We start from the raw sequence: 21,469 nt of genomic DNA, 5'->3' as shown, positions 1-21,469 counted from the left end.
AGTATTTTCCTACTGGGAAAGCCTCTTTTTAGGTCAAAAAGGACAAAAGCGTGAATTCAGCACAACTTACTGATTTAGAAACACCTACTACCTCTCCTACTCTCATCGGACCAGATAATCTTGCTGATTATTTGTCTGCTGTCTCTCACTATTGCTTGTTTTTGGACATAGATGGCACGCTTGCTGAATTTACACTGAATCCTAAAGACAGCTTTATTCCGCTCTCTACATTGACCCTTTTGCAAAATATTCAAAGTTCTGGCATCCAAGTTGGCATAGTAACGGGACGCAGTCTTGTTGAAGCGAAGCAGATGTTATCGCCATTACAGGTGCCAATTGCGGCGACCCATGGTTTAGAGATGTCATGGAAACAGGACCCTATGGGAGAAATCGACCTTTTAGAATTGAGTCAAATTAAGCAAAACCTGACTGTGGCTTGCCAGCCTTATCCTGATTTAAGGATAGAAAATAAACCCTATTCCTCTGCCCTGCATTATCGTAAAGATCCTACTCTGGCGGATATCAGCCATAGCCTAATGTCTAACGCTATACACAATCTTGATAACTGGACGTTAAAGCCTGGCAAATATGTGTGGGAAGCGGTACCTAAAGGGATTAATAAAGGTACGGCCATATTAGCTTTACAACAATATATGTCACAAAGTCAGCCGCTATGCCCTATTTTTATTGGCGATGATATTACCGATGAAGCGGGATTTGAGGCAGTTCAAAACCTCAGTATTCCAGTAGAGCAGTCAACAAATTCTGATTCTAAATTTCCTAAGCAATTACAAGGTATCGGTATTAAAGTAGGCAATGAGCCTACGTGCGCTAATTATTATGTACAAGATATTGATGCGGTTAGCGAGTTACTTGAAGGCTTTGTAAAAATGACAATGAGTGACTGCCTATGAGTCGCTTAATTGTGTTATCTAACCGAGTGAAAATGCCTGATAACAATCCTATGGCAGGGGGACTTGCGGTAGCATTATCTGAGCTCTTAAAAGAAAGTTCAGGCATCTGGATGGGCTGGAATGGGCAAATTGCCGAGAGTGATAACACCGCTGATTCTGCGGTATTGGATAACGGTTATAAAGATAACAGTAATGAGTTTACTACTTATACAAAATCAACCTCCGTATTGAGCAGTGTCGGCTGTCCCGCCTCTACACTAGAGATTACTTATATTACTACTGCCCTAACCCCCAAACAGTACGAGCATTATTATTGCGGATTTGCCAACAATGTCTTGTGGCCTTTATTGCACGAGCAAACCGATCTTATTCGACAAGCGCCAGAGGACTATGACAGTTATCAATCGGTTAATCGCCTATTTGCCCAGCAGCTGAAGCAATTTATTCAGCCCGACGATGTGATTTGGGTTCACGATTATCATTTTTTGAGTGTGGCTTATTATTGTCGACAATTGGGTATCACCAATCGTATTGGCTTCTTTTTACATATACCTTTTGCGCCATTAAAGTTTTGGCAGCAGCTTGATAGGAGTCCTGAGTTAATTAAGCATTTGTCTCATTATGATGTCATTGGCACTCAAACTCAGCATGATAAAGCGAATTGCTTAACGGTCATGCAACACTATCTAAAGCCAAGCAGTGTCACACAGCATGGTAGTGCGCATTGCTTAACCGTAAATATTGGCTCAAGCAGACCGCATCGTTTGACAGTAGATGCTTATCCTATCGGGGTCAATGTTGCCAAAATTCAGCAGCTTGTAAGCCCACTAAGCTTAGAGTACGGCTTAGAATGCGAACCGAACACTCATAAAAATACCCATATCAAAGCGGCTGCCCAAAATATCATCGCTGTCGATAGGATTGACTACTCTAAAGGTCTATTAGAGCGATTTTCAGCTTATAGTGTTTTTCTGCAGCAATATCCTAACTATCAAAACCAATTAAAACTATTTCAGATTGCCTGCCCTAGCCGCTTAGATCTCAGTGTTTATCAGCGACTTTATGACAATGTTAGACAATCAGTTCATGACATTAATCAGCAGTTTTTGGGCACGGATGAAATATCCGAATCGGTTAAGTTAGGGTCTGTTGATTTAGACGCTATTAATGAAACTGCGCCGAGTATAGAGGGCCTCAGTACAGCCGCCTTTAAAAGACGTTGGCAAGCCATTTCTTATTGCGAAAACGTATTAAGTCACGAAACATTGATGAAGGCGTTTTGGCACAGTGATATCGGCTGGGTCAATTCACTAAAAGATGGCATGAACTTGGTCGCTAAAGAATACATTGCGGCCCAAAATCCCGCTAATCCAGGTGTGTTATTACTGTCCCGCTATGCTGGTGCGGCTGAACAAATGCAGGCAGCGGTCATTATTGATCCTCAGCAACCTGATAGCATAGTTCAAGGGTTAAATACCGCACTTAGTATGCCACTGCAGGAACGAAAAGAACGCCATCAAGCCCTATTAAATGGGTTGAAGCAGGATAACTTACAGTCTTGGCAGCAAGACTTTTTGGAAGATCTATACCAAGTGGTCTAGACCCAAATTACGGCTGTTGTAGAACTATTAAACTTATAAAGACTATTAAACTTATTAAGATTAAATCTAACAGGCAATTTAAATAATAATTATTTAGGAACCTATTATGTCAATTTCAGAGGAAAAAAATGGCTTGCTGGCACGTATTAGAGCCAGTGTAGAATCTTTATTACCTATTAATCAGCACAATAAGCGTTGTGATACCTTTAATATGACTGATGACATTCGCCAGAAGGTGTTACAAGTGTTAGTGACTTTTTCTGATGAAATTCCTCATCCTGCTCAAGTCAGTACTGATGCTAGCAATCTAGAGAGTGTCAATAAACAAAATAACGAAGGTCAGAATAAGAATACAGAATCATCGACTTTACTACGTTGGCAAGTCTTGGCCTATATCTCAGGCATCGACTTAACCCTTGCTAAGTGGTTTGAATCACATCTTGATGCGCTAAGCATCCTATATGAATTGGGTCATGGCGAAACGCAGCAAGGTCTCTGGGCGGTATGGGCGGCTGAAGGTCACCCCAACCCTATTCGTTATCAAGATGGCAAAATTAGTGGCTCTAAATCTTGGTGTTCAGGTGCCCATATCGTGGACTATGCGCTGATGACTTATCGTGATGAGCAGGGTAAATCACAGTTGCTGACCGTAGACATGAATCAAAGTGGTATCGACATTGATAATAGTGCTTGGCAAGCGGTAGGTATGCAAGCTACAGACACCGCGACCGTCACCTTTGATCACGTTGCAGCCACTCAAGTGGGCACTCCCAATGCTTATCTAGATCGTGTCGGCTTTTGGCATGGTGCAGCGGGTGTCGCTGCTTGTTGGTATGGGGCGACTGCAAGCTTGGCGGCCTACTTAATTGAGTCTTATCAACAAAAACCCAATGACTATAAAGCCATGTATTTAGGTCAAATAAGTAGTGATTTGGCCGTCTCTCGCCAGTATTTGCATCAAGTTGCTTATTTGATAGACAGTCAGCCTGAAGACAATCATGAGCTTGCTATCCGTCAGTTAAGAACAAATATTGAGCAGCTGGCACGACAAGTGATAGAGACGGTTGGACAAGCTTTAGGGGCAGCGCCTTTTTGTGGTAATGCGCACTTTGCTACCTTATCAGCGGATTTGACTGTATTTATTCGTCAAAGTCATGGCGCCTTTGATTTGCAAAGAATTGGAGAGTTAACCAGTTTTCAGGCAGAGGGCAATATATGGCAACTGTAGGCTCTGATACCAATATCGGTCAGCAAAAAGATCAACCTAGTCACTCGGATAATAAAGACGGCTCTAAAAACAAAGAGCATAATCATCCCATCGTTGGCGACCGTGTCATTGAAGGTGAAGGGACTAGCCAAGAAGCATGGCAGAACTGGCAAGGTCTGCATGATTTACCAAAATTAGATATCGCTAAAAGCTTTTGTGCAGACTTCCCAGCTCCTAGGCTAGCCGAAGCCGAAACGCAACTGCCTCGGGTATGTGTCTTTGCACCGCATCCTGACGATGAGATATTGGGCTGTGCTGGATTACTGCAAAAGTTAGCAGCCAATGGCAATCCTATCTTATTGGTTCATGTTACCAATGGTACCCAAAGCCACCCTGACTCTCAAATTTATCCACCCAGTAAACTTGCAGTAATCCGTCCTAATGAAAGCGTTGCCGCCTTAAAAGTCTTAGGTATAGAACATCAAGTGGCTACTGCTGCTTTAGATTTGGAAGACGGTAAAGTGTTTGAGCAGCAAGAACTGTTTTATCAGAAGCTTGACGACATTATCCAGCCCAATGATATTTTGATAACGCCTTTTGTTCATGATGGACACCCTGACCATGAAGCAACCGGTCATGTGGTGACTACCTATGCCAAGCAGCATAACTTGGATTGCTATCAAGCCCTAATCTGGGCGTGGCATTGGGCCAAGCCTTCCGATAGCCGCATACCCTGGCAAAATGCGGTCAGATTTGAATTAACGACTGAGCAACTGCAGCGTAAAGTGGATGCCATTCACTGTTTCGAAAGTCAAATTACGGTCGATGACAGTACCGGCAACCCCCCTATTTTATCTGCTCAAACCATCACTAGAATTAGCCAGCCTTGGGAAGTATATCTGTATGAGTAATAACCTTAACACGCTAACTGACCTTGTTGAAGTTGGTAGTCGCAACGCCTTTAATGAAGAAGCCACGACTTATTCAGAAACCTATTTTGATACGTTATATCAGGACAATACCGACCCTTGGCAGTATCAAACACGTTGGTATGAAAAACGCAAACGTGACATGTGCCTTGCAGTCTTACCACAAGCTGAATATGGCAGAGCTATTGAATTAGGATGTGGCAATGGGGTGTTTAGCGAACTACTTGCTCGGCGCTGTCAGTCTTTACTAAGCATTGATGGCAACAAACAAGCGGTGCAACTTGCTCAGCAGCGTTTGGCTGACTTGTCTCATGTGCGAGTGATACAAGGAGTGATACCGAACGTATTATTCACTATCGATAATGAGCCTGTTTCAGATAAACCGTTTGCTTTGAAAGCACCCTTTGATTTGATCGTTATTAGTGAAATTTTATATTACTTATCGGCAGAAGATATAGATAGAGTCACTGCTTGGATTGGTCAAAATCTTGCTGTCGGGGGTACCTTACTCTGCTGTCATTGGCGCTATGACATTGAAGGTTTTGAGATGAATGGTGAGAAGGTACACCAGCGCTTATATCAAGCGTTTAATTCGATCAATCAAACGGACAGTAATCCTCTGACTTTTACCCACCAAAGCAAGATTGTGGACAGTGATTTTTTGTTAGATATTTGGCAGCACTCGTCGAATACAGTTGCTATGAGCGAGAATCTAGTCTAAAAATGTTTTTATACTAGGTTTAGCGGTAATGAATTTAACACTCGTGCATTGTATAGAATAGAATAGAACAGAACGATACGATCTGATGCTTAATAAAATACCTAAAATAAAGGGCAATTTAAGGGATGAGATATGTCCGCTATAAACAACACACTAAGTCCTGACTTCAAAATTGGCATTGTCATTCCTGCTCATAATGAGGCCGATACCATTGCTGACTGCCTCGCATCGATTAAGATCGCTATTAATCAGCTACCTCCCTCTATCGAAGCCTTTGCAATCGTGGTACTTGATAGTTGTGCAGATGATACCCTTACCTTGGTTAAAGCTGCAGGCGTCGATTATATTAGTTGTGACTATCGCTGTGTCGGCAAAGTACGTGATGCCGGCATTATTGAGGCTATTGACCAAGGAGCGATATGGATTGCCTGCACAGATGCCGACTCTGTGGTATCACCCGATTGGCTAACTCAACAAGTGGCGCATATTGCCACTCAAGCACTATCAGAACAGTCTACGGCTATGATTTGCGGGGTGGTGAGTATCGATAAATGGGACCATTTAACCCCTCAGACCAAACAAGACTATTTAGCCCATTATCAAGACGTCATGGGTCACCATCACATTCATGGGGCCAACTTAAGCTTTAGCAGCAAGGCTTATCTCAATGTAGGCGGATTTGCTCCCCTTGCTTGCCATGAGGACGTAGACTTGGTAAATAAATTTAAAGCACAAGGTTATGACATCTTATGGAGTAATAAAGTACGTGTTACCACCAGTAGTCGCTTAGAAGCTCGAGCGTCCGAGGGCTTTGCGGCATTTTTAAATAATCTGGAACAGAGTGATCTTTAATAAACAGCACTATTCTAAAAACAATTATGATTAAAATTACAAAAGGTTAACTGGAGAAACTTTTTAACAGATTTTTGCTAATTAATGCATAGTAGCACCAAACCTCGTTATTATAGAGAGAAACGGACTTATGCTTTACTTTTCTATAATCGTCAAGCTTCTCATAAATGTCGGGTTGTAAATCATACCTAGTTAGTTACTATAATCTGGCTATCATTTCTCGCGCTTCCCCTATCTTATCCTTTACTTATCAAATAAGGCGACATCTCTTGTCGCCTAAGATGTGTTAGTACATTGCTTATACTTAAATAATACAATATTATTAAATTATGTATTAAATTAATTTAAATATTTGCGGTGCGCTAACCATGCCAAACAGTAATGCCTATACAAATAATAGCTTTTCTTCTTTTGATCTAAAAATCATTCCGCACTCTAAACGTACCAATATTTACTATTTGTTTCACTGTAAGGTTATGCAGAAGGTGGCTTAGAAAATGTTCACTGCTCGAATGATCACAACCCAATACTTCACCATCGCCTAGATAGTTTATGATAGCCGTTTAAAAATAGTCGAGTAAAGTTTATAAATTTTTACTTGCTTCGCACCCAATCACGGGTGCATGGATTAAAACATAAGGAACAGTGAGATGAGAATGAAATTATATTGCACTAAGTTTGGTAAATTGGTTGAAGCCCATCCGTTTAGTGGTGGCGAGTTGATACAGCTGGCGAACTGGATTGATGACTTGAAATGTGACGTTAAAACAAGTGCTGTATTCGATGGAGGCTTACCGACGCTTATACTTACTAAGGGCGACGATGTTGTAACTTTAAAACCTCATCAGTGGTTAGTACGTGAAGATGAAAATGAATTCAAAGTAGTCAGTGCGGAACAGTTCCCGAAACTATACACGCTACACAACCCAAGCGAAGACGAGTGACATATACTTATGCTAACCTTCCAGAAAAATCATAGATTTTGCTTTGCGACGAGCTGGACAGTCCCCAACTGTCCGGAAAACTCCCCGTCTCACAGCAAAGGTGCTTAAATTTAGACATGGTACAAAGGATTCATAATCCTTTGGTCGTAGGTTCAAGTCCTACTGGGCCCACCAACTTCAAACCCTTACAACTCAAAGGTTGTAAGGGTTTTTTAATGCTCAAAGAAAAAGCAGCTCTTATCATCAATTTAATACTTTATATACTTTTTATGTACTTTAATTAAGCTAACTCGTGCTATATGCTATATAGCATTGTTGTTAATTGTTGTCTTGAGGGAAGGCTATGAAAGTTAAGCTAACGAAGAAGTTTATTGATGATCTACCACTTACTGAAAGTGGTTATAAGATATATCCTGATGAAGTTTTGACGGGTTTTGCATTATACGTTGGCACTAAGAGCAAACGTTATATTTTAAACAGACGTATTAACAAAAAAATGTACCGCACGCTAGTTGATGAAGTTCACATGACTACTCTAACAGCCGCACGTGAAAAAGCAACTGCAATGATGGTAAATATCAGACAAGGATTACACCCTTACGAGGGACTGCATGAGCTACCAGAGATTGAAGATGAAGAGAGCAAGGCACCACAAGTACCTACTTTGCTAGAGGCTTATAATTATTTTAAAGAAATGAAATCAGAGCTTTCAGATGGAACTATAACAACCTATGACCGACAGATATTAGGTAAGCTTAGTGACTGGCTTGATAAGCCGCTTAACGATATAACCAAGGCCATGATCAGCAAGAAACATAAAGAAATAAGCGCCAATAGTAAGGCTCAAGCTAATGCGACTATGAGGGCATTAAGATCAGTTTGGAATTATTGTAGAGATAGTTTTTTAGACGAGAATGAAGACTTCATAATCAAAGAACAGCCTATCAAGATACTTAATGCCAAAAAGGACTGGAATAATATAAAACCACGTACCAGGCACGTAGCAGAAGAAAATCTAGGCCAGTTCTTTAAGACATTACTAAAATACACCGATCGCAGCTCGCACATGCAAGCACCACATAGTAATAATGCTCGCGATCTTATGCTAATGTTTATGCTAACTGGCGTGAGACTTAATGAAGGTCAAAATCTTGAGTGGTCCGACGTTGATCTTGATAACGGTTATATCGTATTTAGAGATACAAAAAACGGATCAGATTATGACATGCCACTGGGCAAAATACTTGCAGCATTACTCAAAGAACGCAAGAGGTTAAGTGATGGTAGTCGTTGGGTTTTTCCAAGTAGTCAACGCAATACTGACGGACCTATAACTGACTTAACCCGTAGCTACAAACGCATTGGTGAATTAAATGGCATGTATATCACACCCCACGATTTAAGGCGCACGTTTGGCACCGTGGCCAACAGCTTGAACATCAACTACCCAGTCCTTAAAAGGCTGTTAAATCATCGTGAGACCAAGGCAACCGATGATGTGACATTGCAGTACGTGCAGGTGTCACAGAAGCAGCTTAGAACGGCTTTAAATCAGATTGAGAAACTGTATTGCAAGCAAGCTGAAATGACTCAAGATGAAGTTATAGCAAAACTCATATAAGCTACAATTGTTCATGCACTACCCACCCTCTCTATAGGTGGTGGGTAATTCATAGACGGCTCGTTGGAGATAACGCAAATAGGATGATTTCCTGGATTTTTGCCTCCACCCATATCCAAACAAATATCATCGTAATAGATTTCATGCGTCTTAAAACCCAAATATCCACCTATCACAAACATAAATAGTAGAGCCAGAAAAAATTTAATATTCACGTAAAATAACCCTCATATTTATTAACCAATTTTTCTAAAAAAAATTAGTGGCTTTAAGTATATTTATGTATATTTTGTGTTTATTATTAATGTGATATTATATGACTACTTCCTCTCGTAGCTAAATCGAGAGGGCTATACCCGCGAGATTGTCAAACGTGACCAAAGGTCTTAGAGAATGGGTACTGCCTTTAAAGTCTGATCTTAACTCTAATATATAAGCAAAGGCTTGGCTAGCTCTTAGTGGATGTTTCATATTGTAAACAATAGAGGTGAGTATGAAAAACTTAATTCCTACCCTGTTAACTTCTGTAGCTTTATTAGCAAGCAGTTCGTATGCCATGGCATGTAATGAGACTAAGCCAATCGAAGTAAGATTCGCCAAGGGAACAACATCCTCTAGTTATACAGGCCAAATTATAGGCTACCAGTATTATTCATATCATTTTATAGCAAATAAAGGTCAAAAATTAAAAGTTAAAATAGATGGTGGAAATGTAGATGCTTATTTATTTCATGATAAGCTAAAAGACTCAGTGTATATGGGTCAATATTCTCCAGAATTAGACGCTCAAGGTAATTATACTCTTCCTTATTCAGGAGAATACGAGCTTCGGGTGCTTCAGCCTCGCTCTCAGGCTAGACTAGGCAAGACTCCAAAGTACAATCTTAAAATATCTATACAGTAATATTATAAAGGTAGAGAGGATGGCAAAATTATGAACCATAGAGTCAAAGAGCTCTTCATATCATCTCTTATAGGGATGGTGGCTTTATATCCAAGCCTATTAATCGTATCAATAGTCCTTGATCCTTACATGCAAGATTTCACCCTACCAACTGTAGTCTTAATTGAGTCGATTGTTATTGCTCCTATCTTACAAGTAATCGCATTACCTTTGGCTTATAATTTTATCAAACGAATCACCGGTCTTTAATATTTATGATCTAAATATCTTTCAATAAGTATAACTAAGCCCTTCTAGGTGGACCTAGAAGGGCTTTTTGTAAACGCAATAGGAGCGATGATGCCAAAAATCAGCGTAGCATTAGGTATGACCCTTTTAGTAGTGGGAAATATTTTTGCAGTATTTTCAGATGCACTAATAAAAGACTTGCCAGCTGAAACAGCGTTATATCAATTTATTCTTTTTCGGCAGTTGACCGCTGTTGCTATGCTTTTACCACTTTCTTTGATTAACAAAAAACAGAAGTTGTTTAATGAGATAAAATGGCATTTTGTTCGCAGTCATATTTGGTTAATTGGTGTGGTATTCATGGTAATATCCCTTCAATCCCTCCCCCTGGCAACTGCAAATGCTATTTTTTACGCAGCCCCGCTTCTTATGTTACCAATAGGCTTTTTGTTATATAAGGATAACTTAAGCCCTTCAACAATTATTGTATCTATCCTGGGTTTTATCGGCATTTTGATTATTGTTCAACCTAAGCAAATCAACATAGGCGCAATATTTGCGCTTTTAGTAGCGGCCACAATTGCTATAAATAATCTTTTAGTAAGAAAACTGCCTCAAAACCATACCGTTTATCAAACTTTATTATTGACTAATTTAGTGGGGACACCTACTGCCTTAGTATTAGCTTTATGGGAAAACAGCCCGTTTAGCTGGGAATCGCTTACTATAGCAGCTCTATCAAATGTTTTTATTTTAATTTATGCCGGAATATGTGTAGAAGTATACAAAAACATCGAAGCCCACAAAGTTTCTAGTGCTGAATACTCTGGATTACTAGTCGCAGTAATTGTAGGCATTATATGGTTTAATGAAGTACCAAATTTAAGCTTACTGGTTGGAGGAACTTTAATTGTTGCTCCTTTAATTTGGCTAGCAAACGCTGAAAGAGTAAAGTATAGAAATTTGAATTAGCACTTCCCTACTTAGTTTTTACAAAAGGAGGGAATTTCTTCACTAAAACTCACTCCCCGTAATATGAATATGCTGTTTCGTAGTTCAAGCTACCACCGAATCAAATGATCTAACGCTAAATTATTATTTGGCTGCCTGCCAAAAATAGAGTCCATCAAAGCTTCATCGGCTGATGCATTTTCGAATACCTTCTCATCTTTGATTACTTTGAATAGCTTATCAAATGCCGCATTAATACGGGCACGCTCGTCACCCTCAGGATAAGCCTTATGGGCGCTATCGTATAAATCATTGTTAGCACCATAACTCAAGTAGTCATTACGGCGTCCTTGCGCCTCTAAACCATCCTCAAGATACGCCTGAAATGCCCTTGCCGCCATTTCAACTGTTGTAGACCAATACGGCTTGGCGCGTGTTCCATCAAGAGATACCGAATTTGCTTTATATTTAGACGATATAGGACCGGTTTCAAGAACGACAGTTTCTCCTGCCTTATCTTGATTATAATATGCAGCCGCCACTTTTCGCCATACTGTATGCCGTTTGCTACGGCGGCTTCTATTTGTTCTGCCATACATATCGTCAATCGCTCTTACAGCGCCGCTGGCATTGCCTGCATCTAAGATTGCTTTTGTCGTCCTATTAAGCTTATCGGGATTAATATTTAATTTTGCCAGCTCAATATCTTTTTCTGTAAGCTTAAACACTTCAGGTGTATAGGTATCACCAATGAACATGGCATCTTGCAAATCTTTAAAGGCGTTTGAAATTTTAGGGTTACTAGCAAGGCTTGGATTTTCTGTTAAAAAATTATTGGCTCCAACAGCTTCTTCATTACCTAGTACTTCACCTAAAATGTTATCGATAGCATGAAACCATTCATGGCCAAGCGAGCCACCACCACGCATTTTGGTTAAGTTAATGACGCGCTGAACTGGCTCATAATGAGCAAGCGCTCCTCCTCTACCACGCGCACCAAAAGCCATTGCTAATCTACCGTTAAATCCAAGGGCTTTATGGTCAATACCGATAATATCTGACAAATCAAACATGGCTGCTGCCGTATTCTTCACATGAAATTCAGCACTAGATTTTTCTTTTAAAATCCAATCTCCTGATTGAATATCTCTGAAGCCAAATTCATCTTTAAGCTCTTTGGTAGAGTTGATGACAACTTCTTTCCCGCCCTTACGCTCAATTTGTTCAGCAACAATTAATTCAAAAGTTGTTTTTTTCTTACCTTTTTTGCCACCACTTCCAGTCTTGCTGCTATCTGTAATAGTCAGTCCCCAGTCGTCATATTTACCATCTATGGCTAGGTTTAGGTGTTTAACAAAGGCTGATGAAGTACGCTCAATAATTGCCCAAAATCTCTCACCAAGAGCAACCCATTGCTGAATGTTCCTATTTGTAGTTAATGTCTCAAATGCCCCTATTGCATTGATAGCTTTTAAAGCAACAGTATACTCTTTCCACTTTTCAAACTTATTTGTGTCAACAATGCCTTTACCAATGTAACTACCACTAAACTGGCGTTCGGGGTATTTTTCTGTAGCCCAGCTCATTACCCACTTTTGTATATTATATTCAATTGGGTTTACACCCTCTTCCTTGGCCATTGCAGCAAGCCCAGCAATCGCTTCTTTGTATAACGCCTCACTCTCCTCTTCCATCTCAGTTCTTAATGCATCTTGCTCTGCGGACAACGTTTTATATTTATCTGCGACGTCCGAACTAAGCATTGAACCACCAAGTTCACCTGCGATAGCCACAAGTTCATTGTACAAATCACGAGGTGTGACACACTTACTAATGCGCGCTTTTAACGTATCAATACCTGCCACATAAGCTTTACGCATCATCTGCTTTTGCTGAGCTGCGCCAAACTCATCTGTTAATCTTGCAAATGCGAGTAATTGATCTTGATTGTAGCTTATGTTTCTACGACCAGCATAAGAGTTTTTAGCAAATTCAACTAAGTCCCAATGAGGCTCTGTTGCCACAGATGCCAATATTTTTTGAATTAAAAAAGCGGTACCAGGCTCAATACCATTATCTTTTAACTCATTGTAGTCAACCTGACCCATAATGTTTGATTTTTTAATTAGGGACTCAGCAAGCAGCGCATCAGTTTCAATTTCCGACCAATCTATGTCTTTAACTTTTACAGCAACCCCATCTTTGGCCAACTGTTTTATGCGGTTACTTGCCAGCTCTTTTTTAGAGCCGGCAATATAACCCGTATCAGCATACCGATAGTTATTATCGTTTGGGTTATCACTAAAGCCATCCTTAACGTTATTTTCAGGCTGATAATTCATCCCAAGCGCTTTTAGGCCGCTTATAACCGCTTTCCGCTGTGGCTCATCGCTAGGATCGTTAAAGTTTTCCAGCGACAATCTCAAGGTCTCAAGATTGCTGATAAGCTGTACTGTCTCATTCATTTATTAACCTCATTGTCGTTATACAGTGTTATACACATTATCGCAATGATTGTTCTACGCCCTGATTGCGTGTTCCTAGAGGCAAAAAAAAAGAGCCACGCTAACTGGTAACGCAGCCCTTACTCACAAAGATTATTTGATCAGCGTCAGGCAGTCTAAAAATTTGATTGCGTACCCTGCTATCAGTGTGTCTTTGTCAGTACCGTTAATGACTCGACGAGCGTTTTTAAACTGCTCAAACGAACCATATCTTATGTATCTTGATAGTGATTTGCCAGTGAAATGACCTTCCAGCATGCCAACGATCATAATATCTGCTGCATGTTTTGGGTCTAGTGCCAGCTCAGGCTTATTCACAAAATCTACACCTAGTAATTTACGCATCAAGACATAGTTTGTTAACCAGGTTAGCTGCACATAACCACGGCCATAGTAAATTGGAAGTAAATCAGAATACCTGCCGCCATGGATATCAATACGACTACCATAAGGCCTACCACGGCCTTTTCCGTATTCTTCGATGGGCCTCATGGTTCTTGCTGTTTCATGCCAGGTAGTAGCTAGCATATAAGCAAAATAAAGTGGATTAATAGCGTTGCCGCCGTATTGGTTGCAAGCATCTAAAATACTATCAAACCCATTAACCTGGGATTGTTTGAGTAGTCCAAAGTGTCTAGCAAGTTTGCCAGGCTCATAGCCAAGTCGCTTGCCAGAATCAGTCAAAGCTTTTTGCGAGTTCAGGCCCCATAACCCATCGGCTTTGGCACCAGCCTGCCCTTGCAATCTCTTGATGTTTTCTCTAATTTTTGCTGTCATTTTCTCTAAATTCTCTTATCTTACTTTTAAGCTCACTAACTCTTTTGGTGCTGCCCGCTATATCAAGCATGAGCACTGCCATTGATAGAATGAGCAACACTCTTGCTAGAATGGTATGCCTAGACGGTACAAATACATCACTACCAACATCGGCCCATAAAAGCCCCAGCCATATAAATGCATAAAGCACTATCAACGTCGAAGTTGATTTACGGTTGGTGCAATATCTGCCACTAAACATAACGACTGCACACATAAACAATCCAAGGTACGGTGTTATATTATTAATGACTTGCAAGTTGATGATGATTAGATGTTCCATTTTTACCTATCCCCATTTCCCTTAGTGAAGATGTTGGCCAGCCATGACACCCTGCTAATTAATAGCTTACGTACTGAGTCTTGGAGTTCTTTATCACGCTTTAAGTCACCTAGGTTGTTGATAAGTACCACACCTGAAAATGACATAACCAACGCTGTCATCAGCATAACTTCAATCGGTGGGCTTGCAGCATCGGTAAGCGCTGGCAATAAAACGAACGCTCCAATAATTCCACTAAAAAACCCACCAGCAAGATGAAACATTTGTTGCAGCACAGAAGGTCGCTGCTCCATATCACTTGTATAAATATCAGTAAGCAAAGAGGCCACTGAACCGACCATGCTCAATAGCAATACAGCAAAAAAGAATACCCAAATTGGGATGTTTAGATACAAGAAAGTACGGGTTTGATTGAGCTGATCCGTAAATGCCACTGCACTAGCAGACGCACTAAATATACTTGCTACCGAGCTAGCAATTAGCCCGATAGTAAGCTTTGCAGTATCAATATTATGTTGCACCCTTCACCCCTTTTCATACACCCGAGCACGTTTATTACCGACGTGCTGTTAAAATCTTGATGATAGCGTCTAGCCTTTTGTACAGTCCTAATTGGACTGTTGTGTCTCTCTCCATTATCTTTGAGCGATAATCAAATGCTTGCGACCTATCATAAAGATCAACAAAATTTAGACTCATTTTAAGCGCTTCAAACATGCTCATTTGGCCATGTTCCATCAGCAAAACAATGTCACTCAACAATATATCGTGCAAGCTGTCTTGCATGCCCTCGTAACTCAAAAAGGGCTTGAAATCGTGCTGGCACGTATTCGCCAGCAACCTCCCCAATCACCGTAATACCCTTGTTATCAATACTGGTATCAACATAATGCGATAAATTAGATATGAGGCTATCAAACAATTCAGCCAGGTTGTTAAAGTCAAATTCACTAAGATCGCTGATAGTTTTGGCCCGCGCTAGGACCTGTTTGCTCAGCTCATTTTGGGTTAAGCTATCGTCTAGCTTGTCCCAAACCATATCACCACCCACAATGCTGCTGAGATTGCCGAAAAGCTGGCAAGCCATAAGGCCGCAAGTCCAATCAAACAAATTTTCACATATCGTTTCAAGTAAGCAGACATGAGCACCTCTAATATGTTGTACGCCTATTTGCGTCTCCTCGTCTAAATACTCTTTTGGTACCAGTGATTCGACTGTATCAATCAAATATTCGCTTAAATTACTCTCAGCGGCATATTTGTTTTGGGATAAAGCTTGTTGGTTTAATAAAAAATAATAACGTTCTTGTACTGTTAACTTATCAGCCAACTCCGGATAGCCTGTAACTAGCGTAATTAACGCGCTAATACGCTTTTCGTTAAAACGCTCTGGTATTTTGGCGACCTCCATGGCTTGACCAATAGTAAGATCTGGCATTGGTACTGTGTGCTCAAGCAACTGTAACTGCATTACTGCAACGTCTGTCATTTCTTGCCCCCGTTAGATGATGCTCTTAGGTTTGCTATGTCGTATTTATCCCATGCGGTTAGGGATAGTAATGTTATTTGTACTTTAATCGCGATTCTGTCGCCGTTCTTATTCATCGGCGCCGTAATAGGTGCTGATAAGCTCTCAATAAACATAGGCTTATATGTTTTCCCAGCGTATTGAAACTGCACAAGCGAGGGTATGGTCGATGGAAACATACCATCAGCACCCTCACTAAGCGTGCCCACTACTAAAGACGCATCTGATAACTTTCTAGGTGATGCATATTGCTGTAATACATTCAATGCGCGCTCAACTTCTGAGGCCGCATCAACCCACGCCTGAAAAACAAGCGTCCCACTAATGCGTACTGAGCTTGATGAGGTATAGACTTGACGGCTATTAATCTTAGTAAACGTAGACTTATCTTTTAACCCAAGTAGCTTGTCAGCAGCGTCGCCCGCAACACTCTTAACCGCGCTGTCATCCACTGTTTCTGAGTCCAAGTTAAAAATGCTATACATTGATGCGGGCAGTTCGCCCGATTGAATCATACCCATCATATTGGGCATCCGACCTTCAGGATTGGATGTTTCAAAGGGTGTTGAGTACTGAGACTCAACTGTAAACTCACCATCTTCAAATAGCGCAGCAATAATGGTATTACCTTCAATGGGGTTATAGGTCTGTTTGCCCTGGCCGCCTTCCAGGTTATCCTCTGATACCGGTCGTATCTTGGCGATCAGTCGCTGATTTAAACCTTTGTGCATCCAGGGCACGCCTGATCCTACTACTATGCTTTTCTTGGGCTTGTTTGCGTTATCCGCGGGCTTGTTTGTATTTTTTTTCATAGCTAAACGATCGCTTTGGTTTTCTGTAAGCTCTTGATAGCTAAAGACACAAGTAAGTCACGGTAATGTTCAAGTGTATCTTTGAAAATCTGTGCAAGATCAGGCCTATCTGCATCTTCAATCTTGCCAGCCAGCTCTTTTGCAAAGTCACTATCAAATCCCAGTGGGTCAAAGCTGCTTTCTGATACTTTGTCGCTAAGGCTTTTAACCTGTTCGCCAAGGTAATCAGTTTCGTTTTCTTTATTGCTTACTAGGCCTAAATCCTTACGCAACTGCATAATCTTTTTAAGCGCTTGTAGCTTTTGCAAATTGCCTAGTTCTTTGGCATCTGATACGGCTGATTTAAGCTCTTTAATCTTTTTAAGTTTTTCAAGCGGTGTTAGTGTCATTGAGTCGAACATATCTAACCCTTTGTCGTTACCGTAAATACTTTGAACCTTGTCAACTGCATAGTTAGCAGCGTCTTTGGTGCTAACAGGTGGCGAGCCAAATAGATCATCAGCGAGGCCGTGTTGAGACTCTTTTTCACAAAATTCAGCCATTGCTCTGAAAAATAACCCCATCTTCTTTGCACTACGGTTGTTTGTAGCAATAAACACGGCTATTTCGGCCACACCTTCTGCCATGTCGTTAAATAGCCCGAGCTGCTTAACGTATTCAGCAACGTCATGGTTATTTTCTTTAGCACTCATAACCACGTTAGCTGCGTCAATGATTGCGTTTGTAACCTCGTCATCAAGGCCTTTTTCGATGCTATCTACAATGCCACTAGATATATCTTGGACGTTGCCACGGCTTATGGCTTGTGCCTCAATAAATTTAGGTGCGGCCACGCTCAAGGCATTTAGTACGTTTTGTAGCTCTGGCTTTGCGTCATCGGCCATCATTTCCGTTAATCGCTCGTCATTGTAGGCCTTGCTAAAAATAGCGGCTTTCATGCGTGCCACCAGCGCTTGTGTTGGCTTACCGTCCTTTGTTGTGTATTGGGCCGCCTCCGTATCGCCTATTTGCTTTAAAAAGGCGACAACGAAGTTATGATTACTTGCTGCCGTTAAATCCCCGTTTTCACTTGGATTGAATAGCATGAGCATGTGGTCATCTAGCATTTTAGCGTCCGTCTTTGCTCGCTCTGTTGCACTGTATGACAGCTTGTCGTCCTGGTTGGCCTCAATAGCAAACTTAACTCGATCAACCTCGCTGGTTCTAATCCTAATCAGTATTGGCCGTTTAAATGCTTCTACGTCTTTGGGGCTGAATCCCAGGTAGTCGGCTTCATCAATGAGCCAATCCCTATAATTACCGGCTGTACCATTGTTATAAGCCATAGCTATTGCCATAGTTCGGCCGTTACCACTTTCCACGGCCATATCATCACCGACAATAGGCGCTCCACTATCAGCCCTGCCAGAACGCCCTAAGCTTTCAGGGTCAAGGTCACGTGATACTTTTTGCACCCATGCGACTGATGAATCACGGCCACGATCACGAGGCTGTAATTCTTGCGGATATATTGGGTTTTGGCTGCCGCTTGCCGTGTGACTAGCAATGACGTTATCAATTTCAGTTACGGCTAGGATCGTTGATACCCTGGTTCCTTTTGCTGTTTTAACATTATTGCTGCGGCCCTTGATAACCTTGCTTACCTGATTAGGCTGGCTAGTTGAATTATCTGATTTAACAGATAAGCCAAGATCAGCTCTAAGCTGCATAACTCTTTTTATTTCATCAAGGCGCTTTAACCCATCAAGGCTTTTAGCGTCTGATATAGCAGCCTTGAGCTGCTTCACCAGTTCTATCTTCTGTAAAGGTGTCATGCCCGCCCCTTATAAGTCTGATGATTCTTTATCAACTGCGCTTAATACAACATCTAACGCTTGAGTAAATAGCGGGTTGTGTTCGTCTTTTTCGCCAATAACTGTCAGCCTATCAAGGTCAATATCCTCGGTACTTAAAGAACCATCGATGATTGAATTTAGGTAATCTGTATCATCTTGGCTGTAGGCTGTTTCTGTTTGCTGCATCGCATGTCCTTGTCCAATATCACTGACTTCTTGTTCACCGCTTTCAATATCTTCAGGGGCATTTAATATGGCTACATTTTGTTCATTTAAGCTTCCGATATCTTGATTCAACCAGTTATTGGCCTTTTCAATATATTCAGGTAAGTCATTGGTATACTGATAATCTACAACTTCACCATCTTGTGACCACTCAATGGTGAAGTCATTAGGTGATTCCTTTGCGGACTCGCCATCATAGTTTTTGAATTTGCCTTCAATTTCAACTCTCCGGTTAGATACTTCTTTAACCGCTTGGAATACGCCTAATCCGGCATGTCTTGATTCGATAAAAGCTGTAAAACCAAAAGATTCAGCAAGTTCATTGAGCTTTTCTAAACCTTTTTCCGTCAATACTTCTCTCGCTTCCCAGCGCTCAGCATTCGCCATAGCGTCCTCGTCATTATCGGCATAACGTGCATAAGGGTTTTCAGGGGAGAAAGTTTCAACATCAGATTTCGGCGCTTCTTTTGGATCAAGCTGACTAGTGATAGATTGCTCTTTTGCACTCTTGTCCGTGGTATCTACAAAGTTGTCCTCGGCCTGCTTAGAACTATTACCTTGTTCTATTACTTCTAGTATTTCGATGTTTATCTCATAATCATCTTCAATAGAATCAAACATATTGACTTCATCTGCATAGTTTGATTTAATATTATCAGTGCCTGAAGCAACCCCTGAATCGTGATCAGGGATCGCTGTTTCAGGCATTTTTTTATTGTCATTTTCTTGTAGTGAATCAAAAGATTTGTTTTTGGGCACTAAAAGGTCATAATGCAGCAATCCATCTTTAACATCTTTCTCAACCACGACTCTTAGCTTAATTAGCTCTTCGCCAAGTTTGATGGTATTCTCAAGATGATAATATCCAGACACCATTGGTTTGTTAGAAACTTTGATATTTTCCTGCCAGGTTGCGTTTGTAGCTGTGGCTATAATATCTTCGATCTTTGCTACTAATTTAAGCTTTCTTGGGTCTGTGCTATGTGAGATAAACTTCTTGATACCTCGTTTGCGAATCTCGACTTTCGCATTTTCACCCTCATCATCTTCCAATGCAGGGCAATCAATCCAATTGCCGGCAATGCTGTTAAAAACATCTTTCGCTTTACTTCTTAAGTCTATTAAGCCCTTTTTTGTTTCATCGAAACTACCAAGCTCATTGCCGGATAATTCAACCTTGGCTTCATCTTCAGCTACATTTGAAGAAGTTGAGACCGTCATTTCATCTGGTTCTGGTATGTATGCTGGCTCGCCGTCCGCGTTTTCCGTAGTGTCAATATTGGCTTTTGATTTGTTTTGTTGCATAGCAGCATCAATCTGATCTTTTAAGCTGGCAATATCTTTATCTAGCTGCTCAATGGTTTGTTTTTTCTGCTCAATATTACTTTGAGCTTCATTGATATCAGCGTCACGCTTAGCTTTACGTTCTTGAGCACGTTTGAAGTTTTTACTGTTTTTGCTGGCAAGCAACATCATTTGACGTGCAAGAGTTGGAATCTTGACGTCCTGGCCGTTAATCGGTGACAAAATAGCGGTTACGTCGCGTTTGTTTAATAACCATTTCCAGCTAACCATCATATCGCCTGCCAGCAATTTGCTAGGTGTGCTGTCTGGGTTGTGGAACCAAATAGATAGTTTTTGGCCGTCCGATAAATCAAACACAAAAGCAACGTTTACCACGCCACCACGTTTAAATGGCTTGGTTTGAGTGACATTGGTTACAGATAGGGTTTCATTTGAGGCCTGGCTCATTGCTCTAAATAAGCGATCTTTAAGCATTGGCAAACGGTTAACTGTGTCCATGATTGAATCGAATTCAGCTTCTTCTGCCTCTAAGTCAATCAATGCTTGCTGCAAATCAAATTCTTGTGTCAGCTCTTTAAACGTGTCAGCTCGGATCATATCTGTATATAGATTGGTTAAGCTGCCACCATGGCTTGATAGGGTTAAGTTATCCCATTGAACATCATTAAAAGCGGCTCGTGTCGCCTCTTCGTATAGTTCTTTTGATGTAATAACAGGTAGGAAGTGTTTATCTTGTGATGGGTTGTTTAGCAGCTTAGAAATAGCATCAATTGACCACGCCCCATCATCTGTCATGTGATCAAACTGCATGTTATCGGTATAACCAACGACAACGCCATAATCGGCACCTAAATGGTCGAACTGAGTAACCGCTAGTGTGCGTGCATGCTCGTCATCTAAAGCACCGCCAATGGCCACTGAATCAATATAATGGCCCCTATTCTCAAATAAGTTAACCACATGCCATTTATCATCGTTGCTGCCAGCTGTTGAATCAAAGCCTAATCCATCAAAGCCTGTTTCATCAGCAATTAATGCCAATATATCCCGGTAATCACCTTCGATGAAACCGGTCTCATACCGGCTATAGCGTGTCTTTTCGTTACCGTATCGATCTTCTGTTAATTGGCTGGCATGTGCTGTGCCTGTTTTAATGTAAGACATGATAAAAAACCCTATTACAATAAATATAATAGGGTTATTTTGGCATTGGAGAGGTAGTATGGTTTGGGGGTGTTCCTAGTTTGAAATGACGGCTATATTTAGTGAATGCACTAGCCTCAACAAAC

General features: G+C 41.0%; 18 protein-coding genes. 10 read left to right on the top strand and 8 right to left on the bottom strand.

All coding sequences use genetic code 11. From position 1 onward, the window contains the following. Window positions 1-50 precede the first annotated feature (50 nt). From otsB to LK453_RS10110, 10 genes are all read left to right on the top strand, one after another. Window positions 51-914, top strand: a complete 864-nt coding sequence (gene otsB, locus LK453_RS10160) for a trehalose-phosphatase (RefSeq protein ID WP_007395025.1) — start codon at window positions 51-53, stop codon at window positions 912-914. After that, window positions 911-2,515, top strand: coding sequence for an alpha,alpha-trehalose-phosphate synthase (UDP-forming) (locus LK453_RS10155; protein ID WP_007395026.1), 1,605 nt, complete (start codon window positions 911-913; stop codon window positions 2,513-2,515). The genes otsB and LK453_RS10155 overlap by 4 nt, the downstream gene beginning before the upstream one ends. Window positions 2,516-2,621: 106 nt before the next feature. Further along, window positions 2,622-3,743, top strand: a complete 1,122-nt coding sequence (locus tag LK453_RS10150; protein ID WP_007395027.1) for an acyl-CoA dehydrogenase family protein — start codon at window positions 2,622-2,624, stop codon at window positions 3,741-3,743. Further along, window positions 3,731-4,633, top strand: a complete 903-nt coding sequence (locus tag LK453_RS10145) for a PIG-L deacetylase family protein (RefSeq protein ID WP_007395028.1) — start codon at window positions 3,731-3,733, stop codon at window positions 4,631-4,633. The genes LK453_RS10150 and LK453_RS10145 overlap by 13 nt, the downstream gene beginning before the upstream one ends. Then, complete coding sequence (locus tag LK453_RS10140; RefSeq protein WP_007395029.1) at window positions 4,626-5,372, top strand: class I SAM-dependent DNA methyltransferase; 747 nt, start codon at window positions 4,626-4,628, stop codon at window positions 5,370-5,372. The genes LK453_RS10145 and LK453_RS10140 overlap by 8 nt, the downstream gene beginning before the upstream one ends. A gap of 132 nt (window positions 5,373-5,504) precedes the next feature. Then, window positions 5,505-6,224, top strand: a complete 720-nt coding sequence (locus LK453_RS10135; RefSeq protein WP_201534867.1) for a glycosyltransferase family 2 protein — start codon at window positions 5,505-5,507, stop codon at window positions 6,222-6,224. Window positions 6,225-6,874: 650 nt separating this feature from the next. Then, complete coding sequence (locus tag LK453_RS10125; RefSeq protein WP_044298328.1) at window positions 6,875-7,168, top strand: hypothetical protein; 294 nt, start codon at window positions 6,875-6,877, stop codon at window positions 7,166-7,168. Window positions 7,169-7,511: 343 nt separating this feature from the next. Beyond that, window positions 7,512-8,789, top strand: a complete 1,278-nt coding sequence (locus LK453_RS10120) for a tyrosine-type recombinase/integrase (protein ID WP_201541656.1) — start codon at window positions 7,512-7,514, stop codon at window positions 8,787-8,789. A 481-nt stretch (window positions 8,790-9,270) separates the two neighbouring features. Next, entirely contained in the window at window positions 9,271-9,693 is a 423-nt protein-coding gene (locus tag LK453_RS10115) for a PPC domain-containing protein (RefSeq protein WP_376785346.1), read from the top strand. A gap of 339 nt (window positions 9,694-10,032) precedes the next feature. Further along, complete coding sequence (locus tag LK453_RS10110; protein WP_201541659.1) at window positions 10,033-10,893, top strand: DMT family transporter; 861 nt, start codon at window positions 10,033-10,035, stop codon at window positions 10,891-10,893. Between the two features lie 89 nt (window positions 10,894-10,982). Here LK453_RS10110 and LK453_RS10105 read toward each other — a convergent pair whose 3' ends face one another. From LK453_RS10105 to LK453_RS10070, 8 genes are all read right to left on the bottom strand, one after another. Continuing rightward, complete coding sequence (locus LK453_RS10105; RefSeq protein ID WP_201541661.1) at window positions 10,983-13,337, bottom strand: LPD1 domain-containing protein; 2,355 nt, start codon at window positions 13,335-13,337, stop codon at window positions 10,983-10,985. 132 nt (window positions 13,338-13,469) lie between these two features. Further along, a complete protein-coding gene (locus tag LK453_RS10100; protein ID WP_007395037.1) occupies window positions 13,470-14,153 on the bottom strand; it encodes a hypothetical protein in 684 nt (227 codons plus the stop codon). Next, a complete protein-coding gene (locus LK453_RS10095; RefSeq protein ID WP_227953994.1) occupies window positions 14,137-14,409 on the bottom strand; it encodes a hypothetical protein in 273 nt (90 codons plus the stop codon). The genes LK453_RS10100 and LK453_RS10095 overlap by 17 nt, the downstream gene beginning before the upstream one ends. Window positions 14,410-14,477: 68 nt before the next feature. Continuing rightward, the gene (locus LK453_RS10090) at window positions 14,478-14,996 is read right to left on the bottom strand and encodes a hypothetical protein (protein WP_201541663.1); all 519 of its coding nucleotides are present in this window, start codon (window positions 14,994-14,996) and stop codon (window positions 14,478-14,480) included. A gap of 230 nt (window positions 14,997-15,226) precedes the next feature. Then, on the bottom strand, window positions 15,227-15,964 hold the full coding sequence (locus LK453_RS10085; RefSeq protein WP_007395041.1) for a hypothetical protein: 738 nt from the start codon (window positions 15,962-15,964) through the stop codon (window positions 15,227-15,229). Then, entirely contained in the window at window positions 15,961-16,815 is an 855-nt protein-coding gene (locus LK453_RS10080; RefSeq protein ID WP_201534883.1) for a hypothetical protein, read from the bottom strand. Before LK453_RS10080 ends, LK453_RS10085 begins: the two co-directional genes overlap by 4 nt. A 2-nt stretch (window positions 16,816-16,817) precedes the next feature. Then, the gene (locus LK453_RS10075) at window positions 16,818-18,629 is read right to left on the bottom strand and encodes a hypothetical protein (protein ID WP_201541665.1); all 1,812 of its coding nucleotides are present in this window, start codon (window positions 18,627-18,629) and stop codon (window positions 16,818-16,820) included. A gap of 9 nt (window positions 18,630-18,638) precedes the next feature. Further along, window positions 18,639-21,344 (bottom strand): defense against restriction DarA-related protein, encoded by a 2,706-nt coding sequence (locus LK453_RS10070; RefSeq protein ID WP_201541667.1) that lies wholly within the window; start codon window positions 21,342-21,344, stop codon window positions 18,639-18,641. Window positions 21,345-21,469: the final 125 nt, after the last annotated feature.

The organism is Psychrobacter sanguinis, from assembly GCF_020736705.1.
Classification (GTDB): Bacteria; Pseudomonadota; Gammaproteobacteria; order Pseudomonadales; family Moraxellaceae; genus Psychrobacter; species Psychrobacter sanguinis.
Note: the sequence above shows the minus strand (reverse complement) of the source record. Positions and strands in the feature narration are given on the sequence as shown.